Source organism: Rhodococcus jostii RHA1, from assembly GCF_000014565.1.
GTDB lineage: Bacteria > Actinomycetota > Actinomycetes > Mycobacteriales > Mycobacteriaceae > Rhodococcus_F > Rhodococcus_F jostii_A.
In genome coordinates this window covers 1489098-1508167 of record NC_008268.1, presented here as the reverse complement: position 1 = coordinate 1508167, position 19070 = coordinate 1489098, and the positions used below count along the sequence as shown (strand labels likewise).

At 68.0% G+C, this 19070-nt stretch carries 10 protein-coding genes and 2 tRNA genes; 5 read left to right on the top strand and 7 right to left on the bottom strand.

The genetic code is table 11. The features are described 5' to 3' along the window. Positions 1-259: 259 nt before the first annotated feature. Entirely contained in the window at positions 260-9583 is a 9324-nt protein-coding gene (locus RHA1_RS06915; protein ID WP_050787256.1) for a type I polyketide synthase, read from the top strand. Between the two features lie 9 nt (positions 9584-9592). Further along, positions 9593-9985, top strand: a complete 393-nt coding sequence (gene acpS / locus RHA1_RS06910; RefSeq protein WP_009474123.1) for a holo-ACP synthase AcpS — start codon at positions 9593-9595, stop codon at positions 9983-9985. A gap of 68 nt (positions 9986-10053) precedes the next feature. Here acpS and RHA1_RS06905 read toward each other — a convergent pair whose 3' ends face one another. Together RHA1_RS06905 and bcp are read right to left on the bottom strand one after the other, a co-directional pair. Beyond that, a complete protein-coding gene (locus tag RHA1_RS06905; protein WP_011594442.1) occupies positions 10054-10743 on the bottom strand; it encodes a TetR family transcriptional regulator in 690 nt (229 codons plus the stop codon). A 199-nt stretch (positions 10744-10942) separates the two neighbouring features. Continuing rightward, entirely contained in the window at positions 10943-11416 is a 474-nt protein-coding gene (gene bcp / locus RHA1_RS06900; protein WP_007296587.1) for a thioredoxin-dependent thiol peroxidase, read from the bottom strand. Positions 11417-11577: 161 nt separating this feature from the next. On the opposite strand from bcp, the gene RHA1_RS06895 reads away from it, so the two are divergent. Continuing rightward, complete coding sequence (locus RHA1_RS06895; protein ID WP_009474119.1) at positions 11578-11799, top strand: DUF3618 domain-containing protein; 222 nt, start codon at positions 11578-11580, stop codon at positions 11797-11799. 155 nt (positions 11800-11954) lie between these two features. On the opposite strand, the gene RHA1_RS06890 is transcribed toward RHA1_RS06895, so the two are convergent. Beyond that, positions 11955-12027: transfer RNA gene (locus tag RHA1_RS06890), tRNA-Lys, on the bottom strand. Positions 12028-12316: 289 nt separating this feature from the next. Here RHA1_RS06890 and RHA1_RS06885 point away from each other — a divergent pair. After that, on the top strand, positions 12317-13555 hold the full coding sequence (locus tag RHA1_RS06885) for a L,D-transpeptidase (RefSeq protein ID WP_011594441.1): 1239 nt from the start codon (positions 12317-12319) through the stop codon (positions 13553-13555). A 62-nt stretch (positions 13556-13617) separates the two neighbouring features. On the opposite strand, the gene RHA1_RS06880 is transcribed toward RHA1_RS06885, so the two are convergent. Together RHA1_RS06880 and orn are read right to left on the bottom strand one after the other, a co-directional pair. Further along, positions 13618-13693, bottom strand: a tRNA-His gene (locus tag RHA1_RS06880). 85 nt (positions 13694-13778) lie between these two features. Next, on the bottom strand, positions 13779-14378 hold the full coding sequence (orn, locus tag RHA1_RS06875) for an oligoribonuclease (protein WP_011594440.1): 600 nt from the start codon (positions 14376-14378) through the stop codon (positions 13779-13781). A gap of 85 nt (positions 14379-14463) precedes the next feature. Between orn and RHA1_RS06870 the strand changes: the two genes are divergently transcribed. After that, positions 14464-16200, top strand: a complete 1737-nt coding sequence (locus RHA1_RS06870) for a helicase HerA-like domain-containing protein (RefSeq protein ID WP_011594439.1) — start codon at positions 14464-14466, stop codon at positions 16198-16200. Between the two features lie 20 nt (positions 16201-16220). Here the strand turns inward: RHA1_RS06870 and cmrA are convergent, their stop codons facing one another. Both cmrA and RHA1_RS06860 read right to left on the bottom strand, forming a co-directional pair. Next, positions 16221-17024, bottom strand: coding sequence for a mycolate reductase (gene cmrA / locus RHA1_RS06865; protein WP_011594438.1), 804 nt, complete (start codon positions 17022-17024; stop codon positions 16221-16223). Positions 17025-17042: 18 nt separating this feature from the next. After that, the gene (locus tag RHA1_RS06860; protein WP_011594437.1) at positions 17043-19067 is read right to left on the bottom strand and encodes an NADPH-dependent 2,4-dienoyl-CoA reductase; all 2025 of its coding nucleotides are present in this window, start codon (positions 19065-19067) and stop codon (positions 17043-17045) included. Between the last annotated feature and the right edge of the window lie 3 nt (positions 19068-19070).

Genomic DNA, 19070 nt, shown 5'->3' with positions numbered 1-19070 from the left:
ACCGCCCTCGTCCAGCACGGACGCGATCTACTCACCGGTCACTTCGCGGGAGATCTGTGAGGGACATCACGCGATATTTCTCCGATGCACGGCTGTGACACCCCGACGGCTCGTGAACGTGAGGAAATCCTCATGATTCTGTGTCAACCTTGAACAGCCCGGAAGAGCTGATCAGAGCCGATACAGCTGGCACACGATGCCGAGGGCGGCAGACACTATCCCCACCTCCCCCCAGAGGGGACCAGGAGAGGACATACGCGTGACGATTGACGACACGACACCCGCAGGAAACGGAAAAAACTCGAAGGGTTCGCGGCGCATCGGCGTAGACCGGGACGACACTCGGTCGTCGAGCAAGGGCACCCTCGTGGATCGTCTGCTCGGAGGTGAGCCGTACGCGCTCGCCTTCGGTGGTCAGGGTGCGCCCTGGCTGAGCTCGCTGGAGGAACTGAGCCGCGACAACGGACTCGAGCCGGCACTCACCACGATCGTCAACGACGCGGCCGACTACCTGGCCCCCGTGGCGCAGGAACTCCTCGTCGTGCGCCCGGTCGGATTCGACCCCATCGCCTGGATCCTCGAGCAGGAACTCGCCGACGAAGAGGACGGCGCCCAGGCGGCCGGTCCCTCCGCGGCAGCGCTCACCTCGGCGGCGGTGTCTCTCCCCGGCGTCTTCCTCACCCAGATCGCAGCGCTGCGTGCGCTGGCAGCTCAGGGCCTCGATCCCGCGGTTACGGCTCCCGTGTCGGTGATCGGCCACTCCCAGGGACTCCTCGCCGCGGAGGCCGTTGCCTCCTCGGGTCAGAAGGACGGCGAACTCCTCGCCCTCGCTCAGCTCATCGGTGCGGCTGCCGGCCTCGTCGGCCGTCGTCGCGGAGTGATCGCCGCCGCCGACTCCACCCCGATGCTCGCTGTCTCCAACGTCGACCCGGAACGACTCCGTCAGATCGTCGAGGAGCTCGCGGAGGGCCTCGAGCCCGAGCGTGCAGCCGTCCTCGGCATCCGCAACGCCCGTCGCCGCGTCGTACTGTCCGGCCCGCCCGCCCAGCTGGCACGCGTCCAGCAGCGGTGCGAGCAGATCGAGGCCGACGAGGCCCGTGAGCGCGACGCCAAGAAGCGTGGCGGCTCCATCTTCGCGCCCGTCTTCGAGCCCCTCGCGGTCGAGATCGGCTTCCACCACCCCGCACTCGCGGAGACGATTGACATCGTCGGCCAGTGGGCCGTGCGCTGCGGTCTCGACGAGGAGAAGGCCCGCGCTCTCACGAGCGCCTGCCTCGTCGATCCCGTCGACTGGGTCGCCGCCGTCGACAGCACCCTCGAAGCCGGTGCCGCGTGGATCCTCGACCTCGGACCCGGTGACCTCCTCACCCGCATGACGTCGGCCAGTGTCCGCGGCCAGGGCGTCGGCATCGTTGCCGCCGCGACCCGTGGCGGTCACCGCAACCTCCTCACCCCGGGCGCAACCCCCGAGGTTCCCGCCGCGTGGACCGAGTTCCTCCCGAAGCCGGTGTCGCTGCCGGGCGGCCGCATCGGCGTGGAGACCGCGTTCACGAAGCTGACCGGTCGTTCGCCGATCCTGCTCGCAGGCATGACCCCGACCACGGTCGACCCGACGATCGTCGCCGCAGCAGCGAACGCAGGCCACTGGGCCGAGCTCGCCGGCGGTGGCCAGGTCACCGAGCAGATCTTCGCCGACAACGTCGAGAAGCTCACCGGGCTGCTCGAGCCGGGCCGCGCCGTGCAGTTCAACTCGATGTTCCTCGACCCCTACCTGTGGAAGCTCCACGTCGGTGGCAAGCGCCTCGTGCCGAAGGCCCGCGCCGCGGGTGCCCCGTTCGACGGTGTCGTCGTCACCGCCGGTATCCCCGAACTCGAGGACGCCGTCTCGATCATCGGCGACCTCACCGACGCGGGCTTCAGCTACGTCGCGTTCAAGCCGGGCACGGTCGCGCAGATCCGCTCGGTCATCCGCATCGCCAACGAGGTTCCCTCGTTCCCCGTCATCGCCCACATCGAGGGCGGCCGCGCCGGTGGTCACCACTCGTGGGAAGACCTGGACGACCTGCTCCTCGACACCTACGCCGAGCTGCGCACCCGGCCGAACCTGGTCCTGTGCGTCGGTGGCGGCATCGGCACGCCCGAGCAGGCTGCCGACTACCTGACCGGCCGCTGGTCCGTTGCACACGGCTTCCCGGCCATGCCGCTGGACGGCATCCTGGTCGGCACCGCCGCCATGGCCACCCTCGAAGCGACCACCTCTGCCGAGGTGAAGCAGCTCCTCGTCGACACCCCCGGTACTCCGGACTGGGTCGGAGCAGGCACCGCCGAGGGCGGCATGGCCTCCGGCCGCAGCCAGCTCGGCGCCGACATCCACGAGATCGACAACGCCGCGTCCCGCACCGGCCGTCTGCTCGACGAGGTCGCCGGTGACGCCGACGCCGTCGCCGAGCGTCGCGACGAGATCATCGAGGCACTGAACATCACGGCGAAGCCGTACTTCGGCGACGTCGCGACCATGACGTACGAGCAGTGGCTGCGCCGCTACCTCGAGCTGGCCGTCGGTATCGACGCAGCGAAGGCATTCGACTGCGGCACCGACCTCCAGGACGCCATCACCGAGGCCACCTCGAGCCCGTGGCTCGACATCACCTGGCGTGCGCGCTTCGGTGAGATGCTGCAGCGCACCGAGTCGCGTCTGCACCCGGTCGACCGTGGCCCCATCCCCACCCTGTTCGCCGACGACGCGATTCTCGAGCGTCCCGAGGCGGCCGTCTGCGCCCTGCAGGCGCAGTACCCCGACTACGCCACCACGGTTCTGCACCCCGCGGACGTCTCGTTCTTCGTCTCGCTGTGCAAGACCCCCGGCAAGCCGGTCAACTTCGTGCCCGTCGTCGACGGTGACGTCCGCCGCTGGTGGCGTTCCGACTCGCTGTGGCAGGCACACGATCCTCGCTACACGGCCGACCAGGTCTGCGTCATCCCCGGCACCGTCGCCGTCGCCGGCATCACGCGCGTCGACGAGCCTGTCGGCGAGCTGCTCGACCGCTTCGAGAAGGCCACGTACGACGAGCTGGTCACCGCCGGTGTCGCGCCGCTGTCGCTGCCCGCTCGCCGTCACGCGGACATTGCCCGCGGCCTCCTCGACACCGTCCTGTCGGCTCCCGACATCCAGTGGGCCTCGCGCCTCACCCTGAACCCGGTTCGCCGGCTCGGTGACCTCGACAAGTGGTCGATCGAGTCCGACACCCTCGCGGTGCACGAGACCACCGGTGCCGAGCTGTCCGTCATCGACGACCAGCAGGTGCTCCTCACGGTCCCGCTGGTGGCAGCCAAGTCCGTCCAGATCACCATCACCGTTCCCGGGTCCGTCGCGGACGGTGGCGCTCCCGTGGTCACCGAGGCCGACGCCGAGAAGTCGATGACCGCACTCCTCGCGGTCGCGGCCGGTCAGGAACTGCCCGCCGTCAAGAACGGTGTCGCACGCCTCAACCTCGCCTGGACGCCCGACCTGGTTGCCGACCACGCCGGTGTCACCGGCTCGGGTCTGCCCACGACGCTGAGCGTCAGCGGCAAGGCCGTCCCGGACGTGGTCGTCGGCGCTTGCTGGCCGGCCGTGTTCGCCGTGCTCGGTGCTGCCAAGACCGAAGACTCGCTGTCCGTCATCGAGGGCATGCTCGACCTGGTCCACCTGGACCACAGCGTCGATTTCGTCGGCGAACTGCCTTCGGAGACCAGCATTCTCGTCGTCAAGGCCGAGGTCGCCTCGGTCCTCGACACCGACCTGGGCCGCGTCGTCGAGGTCAAGGTCGAGGTCGGCGCCATGCTCGGCGAGGGCCTGGACGCGCCTGCCGTCGTCACCCTGTCGGAGCGCTTCGCGATCCGCGGCCGCACCGGCAAGGGCGAACTGTCCGACCCGGCCCGCGCCGGTGGCTCGCTGAGTGACGAGGCCGTCGACACCCCGCGTCGTCGTCGCCGCGACACCACGATCGTCGCTCCCCGCAACATGGGCTCCTTCGCCCAGGTGTCGGGCGACCACAACCCGATCCACACCTCCGACAACGCGGCACTGCTCGCCGGCCTCGGCAGCCCGATCGTGCACGGCATGTGGCTCTCCGCCGCTGCCCAGCAGGTCGTCACCGCCGTGGACCCGGCCGAGACCAAGACGCCGCCGCGTCGTCTCACCGCCTGGACCGCACGCTTCCTGGGCATGGTTCGCCCGGGCGCCGAGATCGACGTCCGCGTCGACCGCATCGCGGTGGACCGTGGCGCCGAGATCGTCGAGGTCGGTTGCCGCATCGACGGTGAACTGGTGATGGTCGCAACGGGTCGCACCGCCGCCCCGAAGACCGTCTACGCGTTCCCCGGACAGGGCATCCAGCGTCCCGGCATGGGCCTCGACGCCCGCGCCCGCTCCAAGGCCGCCCGTGAGATCTGGGACCGCGCCGACAAGCACACCCGCAAGGCCCTCGGCTTCTCGATCCTCGCCGTGGTCCGCGACAACCCGACGGTCGTCAAGGCCCGTGGTGTCGAGCACAAGCACCCGGACGGTGTCCTGCACCTGACCCAGTTCACCCAGGTCGCGATGGCGACGCTCGGTGTGGCCCAGGTCGCCGAACTCCGCGAATCCGGTGCCTTCGTCGAGGGTGCCCTGCTCGCAGGCCACTCGGTCGGTGAGTACAACGCTCTCGCCGCCGTCGCCGGTGTGCTGCCTCTCGAAGCTGTTCTCGAGGTGGTCTTCCAGCGTGGTTCCGCGATGCACGCACTCGTTCCCCGCGACGAGGCCGGCCGTTCCGACTACCGGATGGCTGCCATCCGCCCGTCGCAGATCGGTCTGGCCGACGACGACGTCGAGGCGTTCGTCGCCGGTGTCGCCGAGGCGACCGGTGAGTTCCTGCAGATCGTGAACCTGAACCTGCGTGGCTCGCAGTACGCCATCGCGGGCACGGTCGCCGGGCTCAACGCGCTCGAGAAGGAAATCGACATCCGCCGTGAGGCTTTCGGTGGCAAGCGCGCGTACATCATGGTTCCGGGCATCGACGTCCCGTTCCACTCGACGGTGCTGCGTGGCGGCGTCGACGACTTCCGTGGACGTCTCGAGGAACTGCTTCCGCAGGACATCGACCCGGCCATCCTGATCGGGCGCTACATCCCGAACCTGGTCCCCAAGCCGTTCTCCCTGAAGAAGGAGTTCGTGCAGGAGATTGCCGACCTGGTGCCGTCGAAGCCCCTCGACAAGGTGCTGAAGGACTTCGACTCCTGGACGAAGAAGCCGGTCCAGCTCACCCGCGTGGTCCTCACCGAGCTCCTGGCCTGGCAGTTCGCCAGCCCGGTGCGCTGGATCGAGACGCAGGATCTGCTGTTCGCCGACGAGTCCGAAGGTGGACTGGGTGTCGAGCGGTTCGTGGAGATCGGTCTGGGCTCCGTCCCGACCGTCGCGAACCTCGCCTCGCAGACCCTGAAGCTGCCGGGCCGCTTCGGCTACCCGGTCGAGGTCCTCAACATCGAGCGTGAAGCGTCCATCGTGTACTCCACCGACGTCGATCCGGCGCCGGTCGAGGACGACGAGCCCGCAGCACCCGCAGCCGAGGCGCCCGCCGCATCGGCCGCACCCGCCGCGGCTCCGGCCCCGGCCGCTGCACCGTCCGGTGGACCGCGTCCCGACGACATCGCGTTCAAGGCCGCCGACGCCACCAAGGTCCTGATCAGCCTGTGGACCAAGCTCCGTCCCGATCAGGTCGGCCCCGTCGACACGATCGAGGCGCTGTGCGACGGCGTGTCCTCGCGGCGTAACCAGCTGCTCGTCGACCTCGGCTCCGAGCTCTCGCTCGGTGCGATCGACGGTGCCGCGGACGCCGACATGGGTTCGCTCGCCGGCACGGTCGACTCCCTGGCCCGTACGTACAAGCCGTTCGGCCCGGTGCTGTCCGACTCGATCAACGATCACCTCCGCAAGGTCTTCGGCCCCTCGGGTCGTCGTCCGGCGGCCATCGCGGACCGCGTGAAGAAGGTCTGGGAACTCGGCGACGGCTGGGCGTACCACGTCACCGCCGAGGTGGCGCTCGGAACCCGCGACGGGTCCAGCATCCGTGGTGGTGACCTCGGCGGCCTGGCCGGCGGCGGTCTCGCCGACGGCGCCGCAGTGGACGCCGTCATCGACAGCGCAGTGGCCGCAGTGGCCTCGCGCCGTGGGATCAGCGTCTCCCTCCCGTCCTCGGGTGGCGGAGCCGGTGGCACCGTCGACGCCGCGGCGCTGGGCGAGTTCACCGAGCACATCACGGGCCGCGACGGCGTGCTGGCCTCGGCCGCCCGCCTCGTGCTCGAGCAGCTCGGCTTCGCAGGCGACGCGGCGACGGCAGCGCAGCCGACCGACACCGAACTCGTCGACCTCGTGTCGGCGGAGCTCGGTTCCGACTGGCCGCGACTGGTCGCTCCCGCGTTCGACGCCAGGCGGGCGGTGCTGCTCGACGACCGCTGGGCCAGCGCACGTGAGGATCTGGCTCGTCTGTGGATCGACGCGGCAGGCGTGGAGTCTCTCGAGATCGAAGGCTTCGCCGGTGCAGGCAAGTCCGTTGCGGCGCAGGCCGCATGGTGGCAGGCCCGCGCAACCGACGAGGGTCGCACGGCTCTGGCCGAGAAGTACGGGCGTATCGCGGAGGCGGCAGTCCTCGTCACCGACGAGACCCCGGAATGGGCAGACCAGGTCGCCGTCGTCACCGGTGCCAGCAAGGGTTCCATCGCGGCCTCGGTCGCAGGCAAGCTCCTCGCCGGCGGCGCGACGGTCTTCGTGACCACCTCGCGTCTCGACGACAAGCGTCTCGGCTTCTACCGCGACCTCTACCGCCGCAATGCTCGCGCCGGTGCCGCCCTGTGGGTGGTCCCCGCGAACATGGCGTCCTACACGGACATCGACGCGCTCATCGAGTGGATCGGTGAAGCGCAGTACGAGACGGCCGGTGGATCGAAGAAGCTCGTCAAGGAAGCGGTCACCCCGACGCTGCTGTTCCCGTTCGCCGCGCCCCGCGTGGCAGGCGACCTCGCCGACGCCGGCGCCCGCGCCGAAATGGAGATGCGCGTTCTCCTGTGGTCGGTGGAGCGTCTGATCGGCGGACTGTCGAAGGTCGGTTACGACCGTGACGTCGACACCCACCTGCACGTGGTCCTGCCCGGTTCCCCGAACCGCGGCCTGTTCGGTGGCGACGGTGCGTACGGCGAGGCCAAGGCCGCGCTGGACGCTGTGGTCGGCCGCTGGAAGGCCGAGCGCAACTGGGCCGAGCGCGTCACCCTGGTGCACGCTCTCATCGGCTGGGTCCGCGGAACCGGCCTCATGGGCGGCAACGACCCGCTGGTCGAGGCTGTCGAAGGTGCCGGAGTCCGTACCTGGTCCACCCAGGAAATGGCCACCGAGCTGCTGCAGTGGTGCGAGCCCGAGGCACGTCGCCTCGCCTCCACCGAGCCGCTCGCGGCCGATCTGACCGGTGGGCTCGCCCAGGCGAACCTGGACCTGCCCGCGCTGGCGAAGCAGGCTCAGGAAGCTGCGACCGCTGCTGCCGAGGCCGATGCGGATGCAGTCGAGATCGACACCATCGCGGCTCTGCCCGCCCCGCCGCGGGTTTCCGAGTCGGTGGCACCGGCTTGGTCCGGCGTCACGGCGGCTCCGGAAGACCTCGTCGTCATCGTCGGCGCCGGTGAGCTCGGACCGTTCGGTTCCTCGCGTACCCGCTTCGAGATGGAGGTCGACGAAGAGCTTTCGGCGGCAGGCGTTCTCGAACTCGCCTGGAACACCGGACTCGTCGTGTGGGAGACCACGCCGTCCGCAGGCTGGTACGACGCCGAGACCGGGGAACTGGTTCCGGAGGCCGAGATCGCGGACAAGTACCACGACGCAGTCGTCGAGCGCTGCGGCATCCGCCGCTACGTGGACGAAGGCGCGATGATCGAGAACACCGCACCGCTCCTCACGTCGGTCTTCCTCGACAAGGACCTGAGCTTCGTGGTCAGCACCGAGGCGGAGGCACTGGCCTTCGTCGAGGCCGACCCGGAGAACACGGTCGCGGCGCCGGTTCCGGACAGCGGTGACTGGCAGGTCACCCGCCGTGCGGGCACCGAGATCCGCGTCCCCCGCAAGATGAAGCTCACGCGCAGCGTGGGTGGTCAGATCCCGACCGGATTCGACGTCACCAAGTGGGGCATCCCCGCCGACATGGCCGATTCCGTCGACCGCGTGGGCCTGTGGAACATCGTCGCCACGGTGGACGCGTTCCTCACCGGTGGGTTCACGCCCAGCGAACTGCTGCGGTGGGTGCACCCCTCGCTGGTCGCCAACACCCAGGGCACCGGCATGGGCGGCATGACCTCCATGAGGTCGCTGTACATCGACACGCTGCTCGGCGAGAACCGGCCGAACGACATCCTGCAGGAAGCCCTGCCGAATGTGATTGCGGCGCACGTGGTCCAGTCCTACGTCGGCGGTTACGGCGCCATGGTCCACCCGGTTGCGGCGTGCGCCACGGCTGCGGTGTCCGTCGAAGAGGGCGTCGACAAGATCAAGCTCGGCAAGGCGCAGCTGGTCGTTGCCGGTGGCTACGACGACCTCGGCACGGAAGGCATCATCGGATTCGGTGACATGTCTGCCACTGCCAAGACCGACGACATGCGCGCCAAGGGCATCGAGGATCGCCGCTTCTCGCGGGCCAACGATCGTCGACGCGGCGGGTTCGTAGAGTCGGCCGGCGGTGGCACCATCCTCCTCGCTCGCGGTGACGTGGCACTCGAGATGGGTCTGCCCGTCCTCGGTGTGGTTGCCTACGCCAGCTCGTTCGCGGATGGTGTCCACACATCGATCCCGGCTCCCGGAATCGGTGCGCTCGGTGCAGGTCGTGGGGGAGCGGATTCGCAGCTCGCCCAGTCCCTCGGCAAGCTCGGTGTCAGCGCCGACGACATCTCGGTGATCTCCAAGCACGACACGTCCACCGCGGCCAACGATCCCAACGAGGCGGAGCTGCACGAGCGCCTCGCCGGGGCACTCGGCCGCAGCGAAGGTGCGCCGCTGTTCGTGGTCTCGCAGAAGAGCCTCACCGGACACTCCAAGGGTGGTGCCGCAGCATTCCAGCTGATCGGTCTCTGCCAGGTGCTGGATCAAGGTGTCGTCCCGCCGAACCGCAGCCTCGATTGCGTCGACGAGAAGATGGCCGAGTTCGAACACCTCGTGTGGGCTCGGGAGCCGCTCCGATTCGGTGAGCAGTTCCCCCTGAAGGCCGGTCTGCTCACGAGCCTGGGCTTCGGTCACGTCTCCGGACTGATCGCCGTCGTGCACTCGCAGGCGTTCGTCGAGGCCATCCCGGCCGACAAGCGTGAGGCGTACCTCGAGCAGGCACGCAAGCGCACCGTCGAGGGTCAGCGTCGTCTGGCGAAGGCCATGGTCGGAGGCGGCAGCCTGTACGAGCGTCCGGCGGATCGTCGCTTCGGCGGCGACAGTGTCCCGGCCGCAGCGTCCCGTCAGCTCGAGGCGGACGTCCTGCTCACCGAGGCCGCGCGCCTCGGAGCGGACGACGTGTACAGCTCGGGTCTGCCCGGCTGCAAGTAGGAACGACGGATGGGAGTTCTGGGGATCGGCTTCGATCTCGTGACGGTGTCGGAGTTCGCCGAGCAGCTGGACCGGCCAGGGACGGCAATGCTCGACAACTTCACACCGGGCGAGCGTCGGGACGCCGTGACCCGGAGCTCCGATCCGGCTAGACATTTCGCCGCCCGGTGGGCTGCGAAGGAGGCAGTGATCAAGGCCTGGTCCACGTCTCTCTTCGCCAGCCCGCCGGTGCTGCCCGAGATGATCCACCACCTGATCGAGGTGGTGACGGATGCGTGGGGACGGCCGAGTATCCGCTTACGCGGAGACGTCGCCAAGCATCTGACCGACGTGAAGATTCACATCTCCCTCACACACGACGGAGACATGGCGGGCGCGTTCGCCGTCATCGAGTCCGTGTAGGCGCCTCCGGCGCCCGTGCGCCTTTCTGGTAGCTCCGGCAACCGGAAGGGCGCACAGGCGCGTAACGGCTAGGTGGAGCGCGATTCCTTCTCGGCGACCAGCAGGTATGCCACCATCAGCCGTTTGAGTTCGGCGACGGCGTCCGCGTGGCTCTGATTGTCCTGCACGGAGAAGTTCAGCATCGAGTACACGACGTGGACGAGCACCTCGGCCATCATCGTGCGCCGCTCCCGCGACGTCCGCGGGGTGAGGGGCGCGAGCATCCGTGACACCTGCTCCGCGAACGCCTTCTCGTGGATGGCGCCGGTGGCGCGGGTCGAGGGCGTCGACTGCATCGCCAGCCACACCTCGCGCCTCGACGGGTCGGATGTCCACAGGCCTGCCATGTGGTCGACGAAGGAATTGAGGAACCGCAGCCAGTCGAGGGACGGGACCTCACCGTTGAACTGGGCGATCTCGTGCTGGACGCCGACGAGGTCCTGCCGGTTGAGTTCGCAGACGATCACGTACTTGTTCGCGAAGAACTGGTAGAGGGTGCCGATCGGGACGTCCGCGCGTGCGGCGACCTCCTCGCACGTGAACGATTCGAATCCCACGTCCACCAGCAACTCCCGCGATGCCGTGAGCAGCGCGTCGAACTTCCGGCGACTACGTTCCTGGGTCGGACGTCTGCGGGGCAGTAGTTCCTGCGGGTCCGACTGCAGCTCCAACGCCGGGTCCACTCGGCGCGGCGCTTGCTTGCTGACTGAAGACTCCACCGCCCCAGGCTATCCGTCTTTCGTCCGGATTCCGAAGATCCCTCCCGGTGACGCGTCGGGTTTCACCTGGGCGAGGAGACTGCTCGCGCCGTTTCGGTGTGAACGATGTGATCGCCCACAAGTAGCCGACGGCTGCATTCCGACCCACCACAACGCCGGTGACGGGCGGCCGACGACACGCAGCCGCCCGTCGCGCCGATCAGACGGACAGGTCTCGCCGCAGTTTCGCGACGTGGCCGGTGGCGCGGACGTTGTACTGGGCCACTTCGATCTTCCCGTCCTCGTCGACGAGGAACGTGGAGCGGATGACACCCTGCACCGTCTTGCCGTACATCTTCTTCTCGCCGAACGCGCCCCACGCCTCGAGTGTGGCCTTGTCGGGATCGGATAGCAGAGGGAACGTCAGTTCCTCGTTGTCACGGAACTTGGCCAGCTTCGCCGGCTTGTCGGGTGAGATGCCGATCACGTCGAGGCCTGCGCCGTTCAGGTCGGCGAGGTTGTCGCGGAAGTCGCAGGCCTGTTTGGTGCAGCCCGGCGTGCTCGCCGCCGGGTAGAAATACACGACGACCTTGCGGCCGCGGTAGTCGGCGAGCGACACATCGTTGCCGTCGGCGTCGGGCAGCGTGAAGGCGGGTGCGGTGTCTCCGGGGGCGAGTCTGTTGTTGTCGGTCACGAGAAGTCAGGCTACCGGGACGGGGTGGACGTGGCCCGAAGCGCGATCGGGGGAGACGGAGTCGCAGGTCGGGAGTTCTCGTCTACGGTTGACGCAAGTGTGGGATCGTCGCGGTAGCGTCGCTCTCGCTGATCGAACCAGTCGAACAAGTTGGAGGACACGTGCCCAGGGACACCGAGAGCATCGAGCGTGAGATCGAGAACGCGCGCAATCAGCTCGCGAGCACTCTCGACGAATTGACGGTCCGCACCAACCCGAAGCGTCTCGTGGAGAGCACGAAGCGCACGCTGATCGCGAAGCTGAACGAGCCGGCGGTCAAGTACGGACTGATCGCCGTGGGTGCGGTGGCAGGGCTCCTGGTGCTCCGCAAAGCGTTGCGCTGAACAACCCTCGTCAGTGACGGGCCGTCGGATGTGAAGTTCGCAGTGACTTCACGTTCCGGCGGCCCGTTCGTCATCCGGCCGCCCACTCGGTGCGGTGAGATCGTGACACGAGAAAGGCCCCCATCCTCGTGAGAGGATGGGGGCCTTCGTGCAAGTGCGCCCACAGGGACTCGAACCCCGGACCCAGTGATTAAGAGTCACTTGCTCTACCAACTGAGCTATAGGCGCTCGCTCTTGCGAGACAGAACATTAGCGGGTCGCTTCTCGAGAATGCAAATCGCCTGGTGGCGACTGCCCGTGGCGACCCCATCCACACGGTGGCGCGTAACAAGAGCGCCGCTGGTCACGATTGATATTCGAACGTTATTGAGCGGCTCGGCGCTTGGTTGGAACCGCTCTCCAGTGGCTGGCATCATTGAAGACCACACGGTCTCGACGTGCTGATTCGTCTTGCGAAGGCGAGGGACGTGCCGGCTTGAACGTGAATTCGGAGCGAGGACGTGAAGTGGGGTTATCCATGGGTGTGGGGCGTGGCGGGCGCGTGCGTGCGCAATCGGTGAGATCCGTCTCGAAGACGGCGACGATTGTGGCGGCATCACTCGTATTCGCAGTGTCGATCGCAGGGTGCACCGTCTCCGGTGCCGACAGCGTCACGTCGGAAGGTGAGGCGCCGATCGATTCCAATCCGGTCACCGAACTCATCAAGCCGAAGCTGACGGCGTCGGCCGTCGATGGTGCGGTGGGATTCTCGCCCGGACAGCCGGTGACGGTGACTGTGGCCGACGGCACGCTGGCGGCGGTCACCATGCTCAACCCGGAGGGCGAGCCGGTCGACGGCGCCATCGCCCCCGACGGGTTGTCCTGGGTCAACACGGAGCCGCTGGGCTACGACAAGGAGTACCGGCTCGAGGTGAAGGCGAACGGACTCGGCGGCGGCACCACTTCGACGTCGGCGTTCACGACCAGCGCGCCCGGCAACGTCACCAAGCCGTACGTGATGCCGTCGGAGGGTGACGTTGTGGGCATCGGTCAGCCGATCGCGGTCCAGTTCGACGAGAACATTCCCGACCGCAAGGCCGCGGAGGCCGGCATCACGGTCACGACGAATCCGCCCGTCGAGGGCGCGTTCTACTGGGTGAACAACCGTGAGGTGCGGTGGCGTCCGCAGAGCTACTGGGCTCCCGGCACGGCCGTGGACGTCAAGGTCGCCGTGTACGGGCGCGATCTCGGTGACGGACTGTTCGGCCAGGAGGATGTTCACACGGCCTTCACCATCGGCGACGCCCTGATCGCGACGGCGGACGACAACACCAAGCAGGTGACGTTCGAGCGCAACGGCGAAGTGATCATGACGATGCCCACGTCGATGGGTAAGGACGACACGCCCACCGACAACGGCGTCTACATCATCGGCGACCGGTTCGCGAACCTCGTCATGGACTCGTCCACCTACGGTGTGCCGGTCAACTCCCCGCAGGGATACAAGACGCCCGTCGACTGGGCGACGCGAATGTCCTACAGCGGCATCTTCTTCCACTCGGCGCCGTGGTCGGTGGGGCAGCAGGGCTACTCGAACGCGAGCCACGGCTGCCTGAACCTGAGCCCGTCCAACGCGAAGTGGGTGTACGACAACACGAAGCGCGGCGACATCGTGATCGTCAAGAACACGCTGGGCGGCACGCTGTCGGGCACGGACGGCCTCGGTGACTGGAACATCCCGTGGGATGTGTGGAAGGCGGGCAACGCCAACGCCTGACGGCAGGCGTCAGACCAATCGCAAAGAGGAAAGCCCCCGGCCGAGGCCGGGGGCTTTCCGTATGGGGTGAGTGACGGGACTCGAACCCGCGACAGCCAGGATCACAACCTGGTGCTCTACCAACTGAACTACACTCACCATGTGCTCCAGGCACCGCCCGGGGGCAGTAACTTCGGCGAGGAAGATACTAGCGCGTCCGGTGCCCGAGAAGCCAATCGGTATCTCAGGCGGGCCCGAGTTCCTCGACAACTGCGGCGATGTCGCTGGTAGACGGTCCGGGCTCGGGCACGAACGCCGTCTTCCGGTAGTACTTCAGTTCCCGGATCGACTCCCTGATGTCGGCCAGGGCGCGGTGGGCGAGACCCTTTTCGGGCTGACCGAAGTAGATCCGCGGGTACCAGCGTCGGGACAGTTCCTTGATGGAGCTGACGTCGATCATCCGGTAGTGCAGGTAGGTGTCGAGGTCCGGCATGTCGCGGGCGATGAATCCGCGGTCGGTAGCGATCGAGTTGCCTGCGAGCGGCGCCGTCCCGGCGACCGGCACGTGCTCGCGGATGTAGGCGAGCACCTGCTGCTCGGCCTCGGCGAGCGTGACCGTGGACTTCCGGACCTCGTCGGTCAGCCCCGAGTTCTCGTGCATCTTGGTCACCACGTCGGGCATGGCCGCGAGCGCGTCGTCGTCGGCGTGGATGACGATGTCGACACCCTCACCGAGCACGTTCAGCTCGCTGTCCGTGACCAGAGCTGCGATCTCGATCAGCTTGTCGGTGCCGAGCCGGAGCCCGGTCATTTCACAGTCGATCCACACAAGTTTGTCCTGCACCAGGAACACAGTAGTCACGTGAGTGACGGGATAATGTCTGCGGTGGACACTTTCTCCCGACGTGCGTGATCCGAGGAGGGCTTGGATGACCCGGCAATCGCAGGACGGCGACGCGACCTCGACCCCGGCGGAGAGGGCGGCGGCGGCGAGGGCGGCGGCCGCCGAGGCGGCCAGGATCGCGGCGGAGGCTGCGGCAGCGGCAGAGGAGGCCGAGAAGGAAGCCCGGGACGCGGAGGCCGCGGAGAACCGTGCTCCCGCAGGCGTCGCCGCCTCCTCCGGTGCCGCCGCGGACATCGCGGCCGGATACTCCTCGGAGGGTGCGGCTCTCGAGCTGGGAACGGTGGTTCTCGACGGCGTCGTGGATTCGGCGGCCCGGGTGCGTATCCCCCTCGCGACGGTCAACCGGCACGGACTCGTCGCCGGCGCCACCGGGACGGGAAAGACGAAGACGCTGCAGGGTATTGCCGAGCAGTTGTCGGCTGCAGGGGTTCCCGTGGTGATGGCCGACATGAAGGGCGACCTGTCGGGCCTGTCGCAGCCGGGTGAGGCGGGCGACAAGATCACCACCCGGGCGTCCGAGACGGGTGACGGCGAGTGGCGGCCGGCGGCGTCCCCGGTCGAATTCCTCTCGCTGGGAACGGAAGGTCTGGGCATTCCCGTCCGCGCGACCATCACGGCGTTCGGGCCGATCCTGCTCGCCAAGGTTCTCGGGCTCAACGAGACTCAGGAGTCCACGCTGGGGCTGATCTTCCACTGGGCCGACGTTCAGGGGCTTGCGCTTCTCGACCTGTTGGATTTGCGATCGGTCATCGCGCATCTCACCAGCGACGAGGGCAAGGCCGATCTGAAGGGCATCGGAGGCGTGTCCCCGGCCACGGCCGGCGTGATCCTCAGGGCCCTCGTCAATCTCGAAGCCGACGGCGGCGACACGTTCTTCGGGGAGCCCGAGCTCGAGACCGAGGATCTGCTCCGGGTGATCGACGGCAAGGGCGTGATCACGTTGTTCGAGTTGGGCGCCCAGGCCGCGCGACCGGCATTGTTTACCACCTTCCTGATGTGGGTGCTGGCCGACCTGTTCCAGACGTTGCCCGAGGAAGGCGATCTCGACAAACCCAAGCTCGTCTTCATCTTCGACGAGGCGCACCTGCTCTTCGCGGACGCGTCGAAGGCGTTCCTGCAACAGGTGGAACAGACCGTGAAGCTCATCCGCTCGAAGGGTGTGGGGGTCTTCTTCTGCACCCAGTTGCCGACGGACGTCCCGAATGGGGTGTTGTCGCAGCTCGGTGCGCGGATCCAGCACGCGCTGCGCGCCTTCACTCCCGACGATCAGAAGGCGCTCACGAAAACGGTACGGACGTACCCGACCACCGAGAACTACGACCTCGAGAAGGCTCTCACCTCACTGGGCATCGGTGAGGCGATCGTCACGGTCCTGTCGGAACGGGGCGCACCGACGCCGGTGGCGTGGACGAGGATTCGGCCTCCCCGCTCGCTGATGGACACCATCGGCACCGACGCGATCACGGCCGCGGCGTCGTCGAGCCCGCTGTCGGCGAAGTACGGGCAGACCGTCGACCGGGAATCGGCGTACGAGAAGCTGACGGCCAAGGTCGCCGGAGCCCCGGCCGCGGAACCAGGTCTCGACCTGCCCCCGCTGCCCGACCTGCCGACACCACCGCCCGCACAGCCGGAGGGTCCGAACATGGCCGAACAGATTCTCGGGAACTCCGCGGTGAAGAGCTTCCTCCGCTCGGCCGCGTCGGCCGCCGGCCGCGAAATCTCCCGCAGCATCTTCGGGACGGGTAAACGTCGCAGGCGGTGAAACCCGCTGCACGCCAGTGTCTAGCTGCCCAGCTTCTTGTAGAACGTTCCGACGATCGGGGCGACCACGGCGCGCGGGCTGTACTGCCCGGCAACGGACATCGCCTTGCTGATGATGCCGGGCACGACGCGCATCTTGTTGTCGGCCAGACCGTCGAGCGACACCTTGGCGGTGTATTCGCTGGAGATCCACAGGAAGTCGGGCACCAGCCTGTCCACGATCGACGCGTCCGCCGGATCGGGCTCCTCGGTGCGGACCGGGCCGGGTGCGAGCAGCGTGACGTTCACTCCCGTTCCCTTGAGTTCGCCGCGCAGCGACTCGGAGAAGGTGTTGACGAACGCCTTGCTGGCCGCGTAGGTGGCGTTGTGGGGGATGGGCATGTTGCCTGCCGCGGAGCCGACCATGAGGATGGCGCCGGACTTGCGTTCGAGCATCCCGGGCAACACCGCGAGGGTGAGGTCGTGCACCGCAACGGCGTTGAGTTCCACCTGGGCCCGCTCGTACGCCGGATCGAGTCCGGCGACCGGGCCGAACGTGGCGATGCCCGCGTTGTTGCACAGGACGCTGATCTCACGTCCGGACAGTTCGGTGACGAGGGTGGCCCGCGCGTCGCGATCCGACAGATCGCACGCGCGCACGTCGACCTCGACGCCGTACTCGTCACGCAGGGTCCCGGCGAGTGACTCCATCACCTCGCCGCGGCGCGCGACGAGGATCAGGGAGTGGCCCCGGGAGGCCAGGTCGGTGGCCAGCGCCTCGCCGATTCCGGACGAGGCGCCGGTCACGACGGCGCGGGCACTGGGAGTGGGGTTCGGCAAGCTCACGATCAGCAGCGTAGTGCGTCAGATGCGCGCGGCGAGCCGGGTGCCCTGCTCGATGGCCCGTTTGGCGTCGAGTTCGGCGGCGACGTCGGCGCCCCCGATGACGTGGGTGGTGACGCCGGCGACGGTCAGTTCGTCGACGAGGTCACGCACCGATTCCTGACCTGCGCAGATCACGACGTTGTCGACGGCGAGGGTGCGGGGCTTCTCGCGTTTGGCGCCGAACGTGATGTGCAGGCCGTCGTCGTCGATGCGCTCGTAGTTGACCCCGGACAGTTCCTGCACGCCCTTGTTCTTCAGCGCTGCCCGGTGAACCCAGCCCGTGGTCTTCGCGAGTCCGGCGCCGATCCGGCCGCTCTTGCGCTGCAGCAGGTACACCTCACGCGGCGACGGTTCGGGGATGGGTGTGGTGAGGGCGCCCGCCGCGGCCTCGGGTTCGGTGACACCCCACTCCTGCTTCCACTCCTTCAGGTCGAGCGTCGGGGAGTGCTCGTGGGTGAGGAACTCGCTGACGTCGACGCCGATCCCGCCGGCTCCGATCACCGCGACCGACTGCCCGACGGGCTTGCCGCCCCGCACGACCTCCGGATACGTGAGCACCTTCGGGTGGTCGATACCCGGAATGGACGGAACGCGCGGCGTCACCCCGGTCGCGACGATCACCTCGTCGTACTCGCCGATCAACTCGGTCGCGGTGACGCGGCTGTCGAGCCGGACGTCGACACCGGCGAGCGGAAGCTGGCGGTTGTAATACCGGATCGTCTCCGCGAACTCCTCCTTGCCGGGGATCTTGCGGGCGATGCCGAACTGGCCGCCGATCTCCGAATCCGCCTCGAACAGGGTCACCGAGTGGCCGCGCTGTGCCAGGCCCAGTGCCGCCGACAGTCCGGCCGGTCCGGCGCCGACGACGGCGACACGCTTCGCGGCCCGGGTGGGGGAGAGTGTCAGTTCCGTCTCCCGGCCTGCACGGGGATTCAGCAGGCACGACACGTGCTTGCGGACGAAGGCGTGGTCGAGGCAGGCCTGGTTGCACGCGATGCACGTGTTGATCTCGTCGGGGGTGCCCGCTTCGGCTTTGCGCACCCAGTCGGGATCGGCGAGCATCGGGCGCGCCATCGAGATGAGCTGCGCGTCACCGCGGGTCAGGATTTCCTCGGCGACCTCCGGCATGTTGATCCGGTTCGACGCGGCCACGGGAATGCTCACGTGCTTCTCGAGCTTGCCGGTGATGTCGGCGAACGCGGCCCGCGGTACCGAGGTCACGATCGTCGGAACACGGGATTCGTGCCAGCCGATGTCGGTGTTGATGATGGTCGCGCCCGCGGCCTCCACTTCCTGTGCCAGCGCAACGATCTCGTCCCACGTCTGACCGCCCTCGACGAGGTCGGCCATCGACAGGCGGAAGATGATGATGAAGTTCGGGCCCACCGCCTTGCGAGTGCGGCGGACGATCTCGACGGCCATCCGCCTGCGGTTCTCGGGAGTGCCGCCCCATTTGTCGGTGCGCTTGTTGGTGCGCTCGCACAGGAACTGGTTGATGAAGTAGCCCTCGCCGCCCATGATCTCGACGCCGTCGTAGTTCGCCTGCTGCGCGAGCCGGGCGCAGCGGACGAAGTTGCGGATCTGCCAGCGCACGCCGCGGCCGGTGAGTTTGCGGGGCCGGAACGGGTTGATCGGGGCCTTGATCGACGAGGCGGAGACGCTGAACGGCTGGTAGCTGTACCGGCCGGCGTGCAGTATCTGCAGGGCGATCTTGCCGCCCTCGTCGTGCACCGCCTTCGTGATCGCGCGGTGCCTGCGTGCCTCGACACGGTTGGTGAGCTTGGCGCCGAACGGCAGCAGCCAGCCCGTCCGGTTGGGCGCGTATCCGCCGGTGACGATCAGCGCGACACCTCCGCGGGCGCGCTCGGCGAAGTACTCGGCCAGACGGGGAACGTCTTTGGCGCGATCTTCGAGCCCGGTGTGGATGGAGCCCATGATCACCCGGTTCTTCAGCGTCGTGAAACCGAGGTCGAGGGGAGCGAGGAGCTGCGGGAACTGTGTCATTGG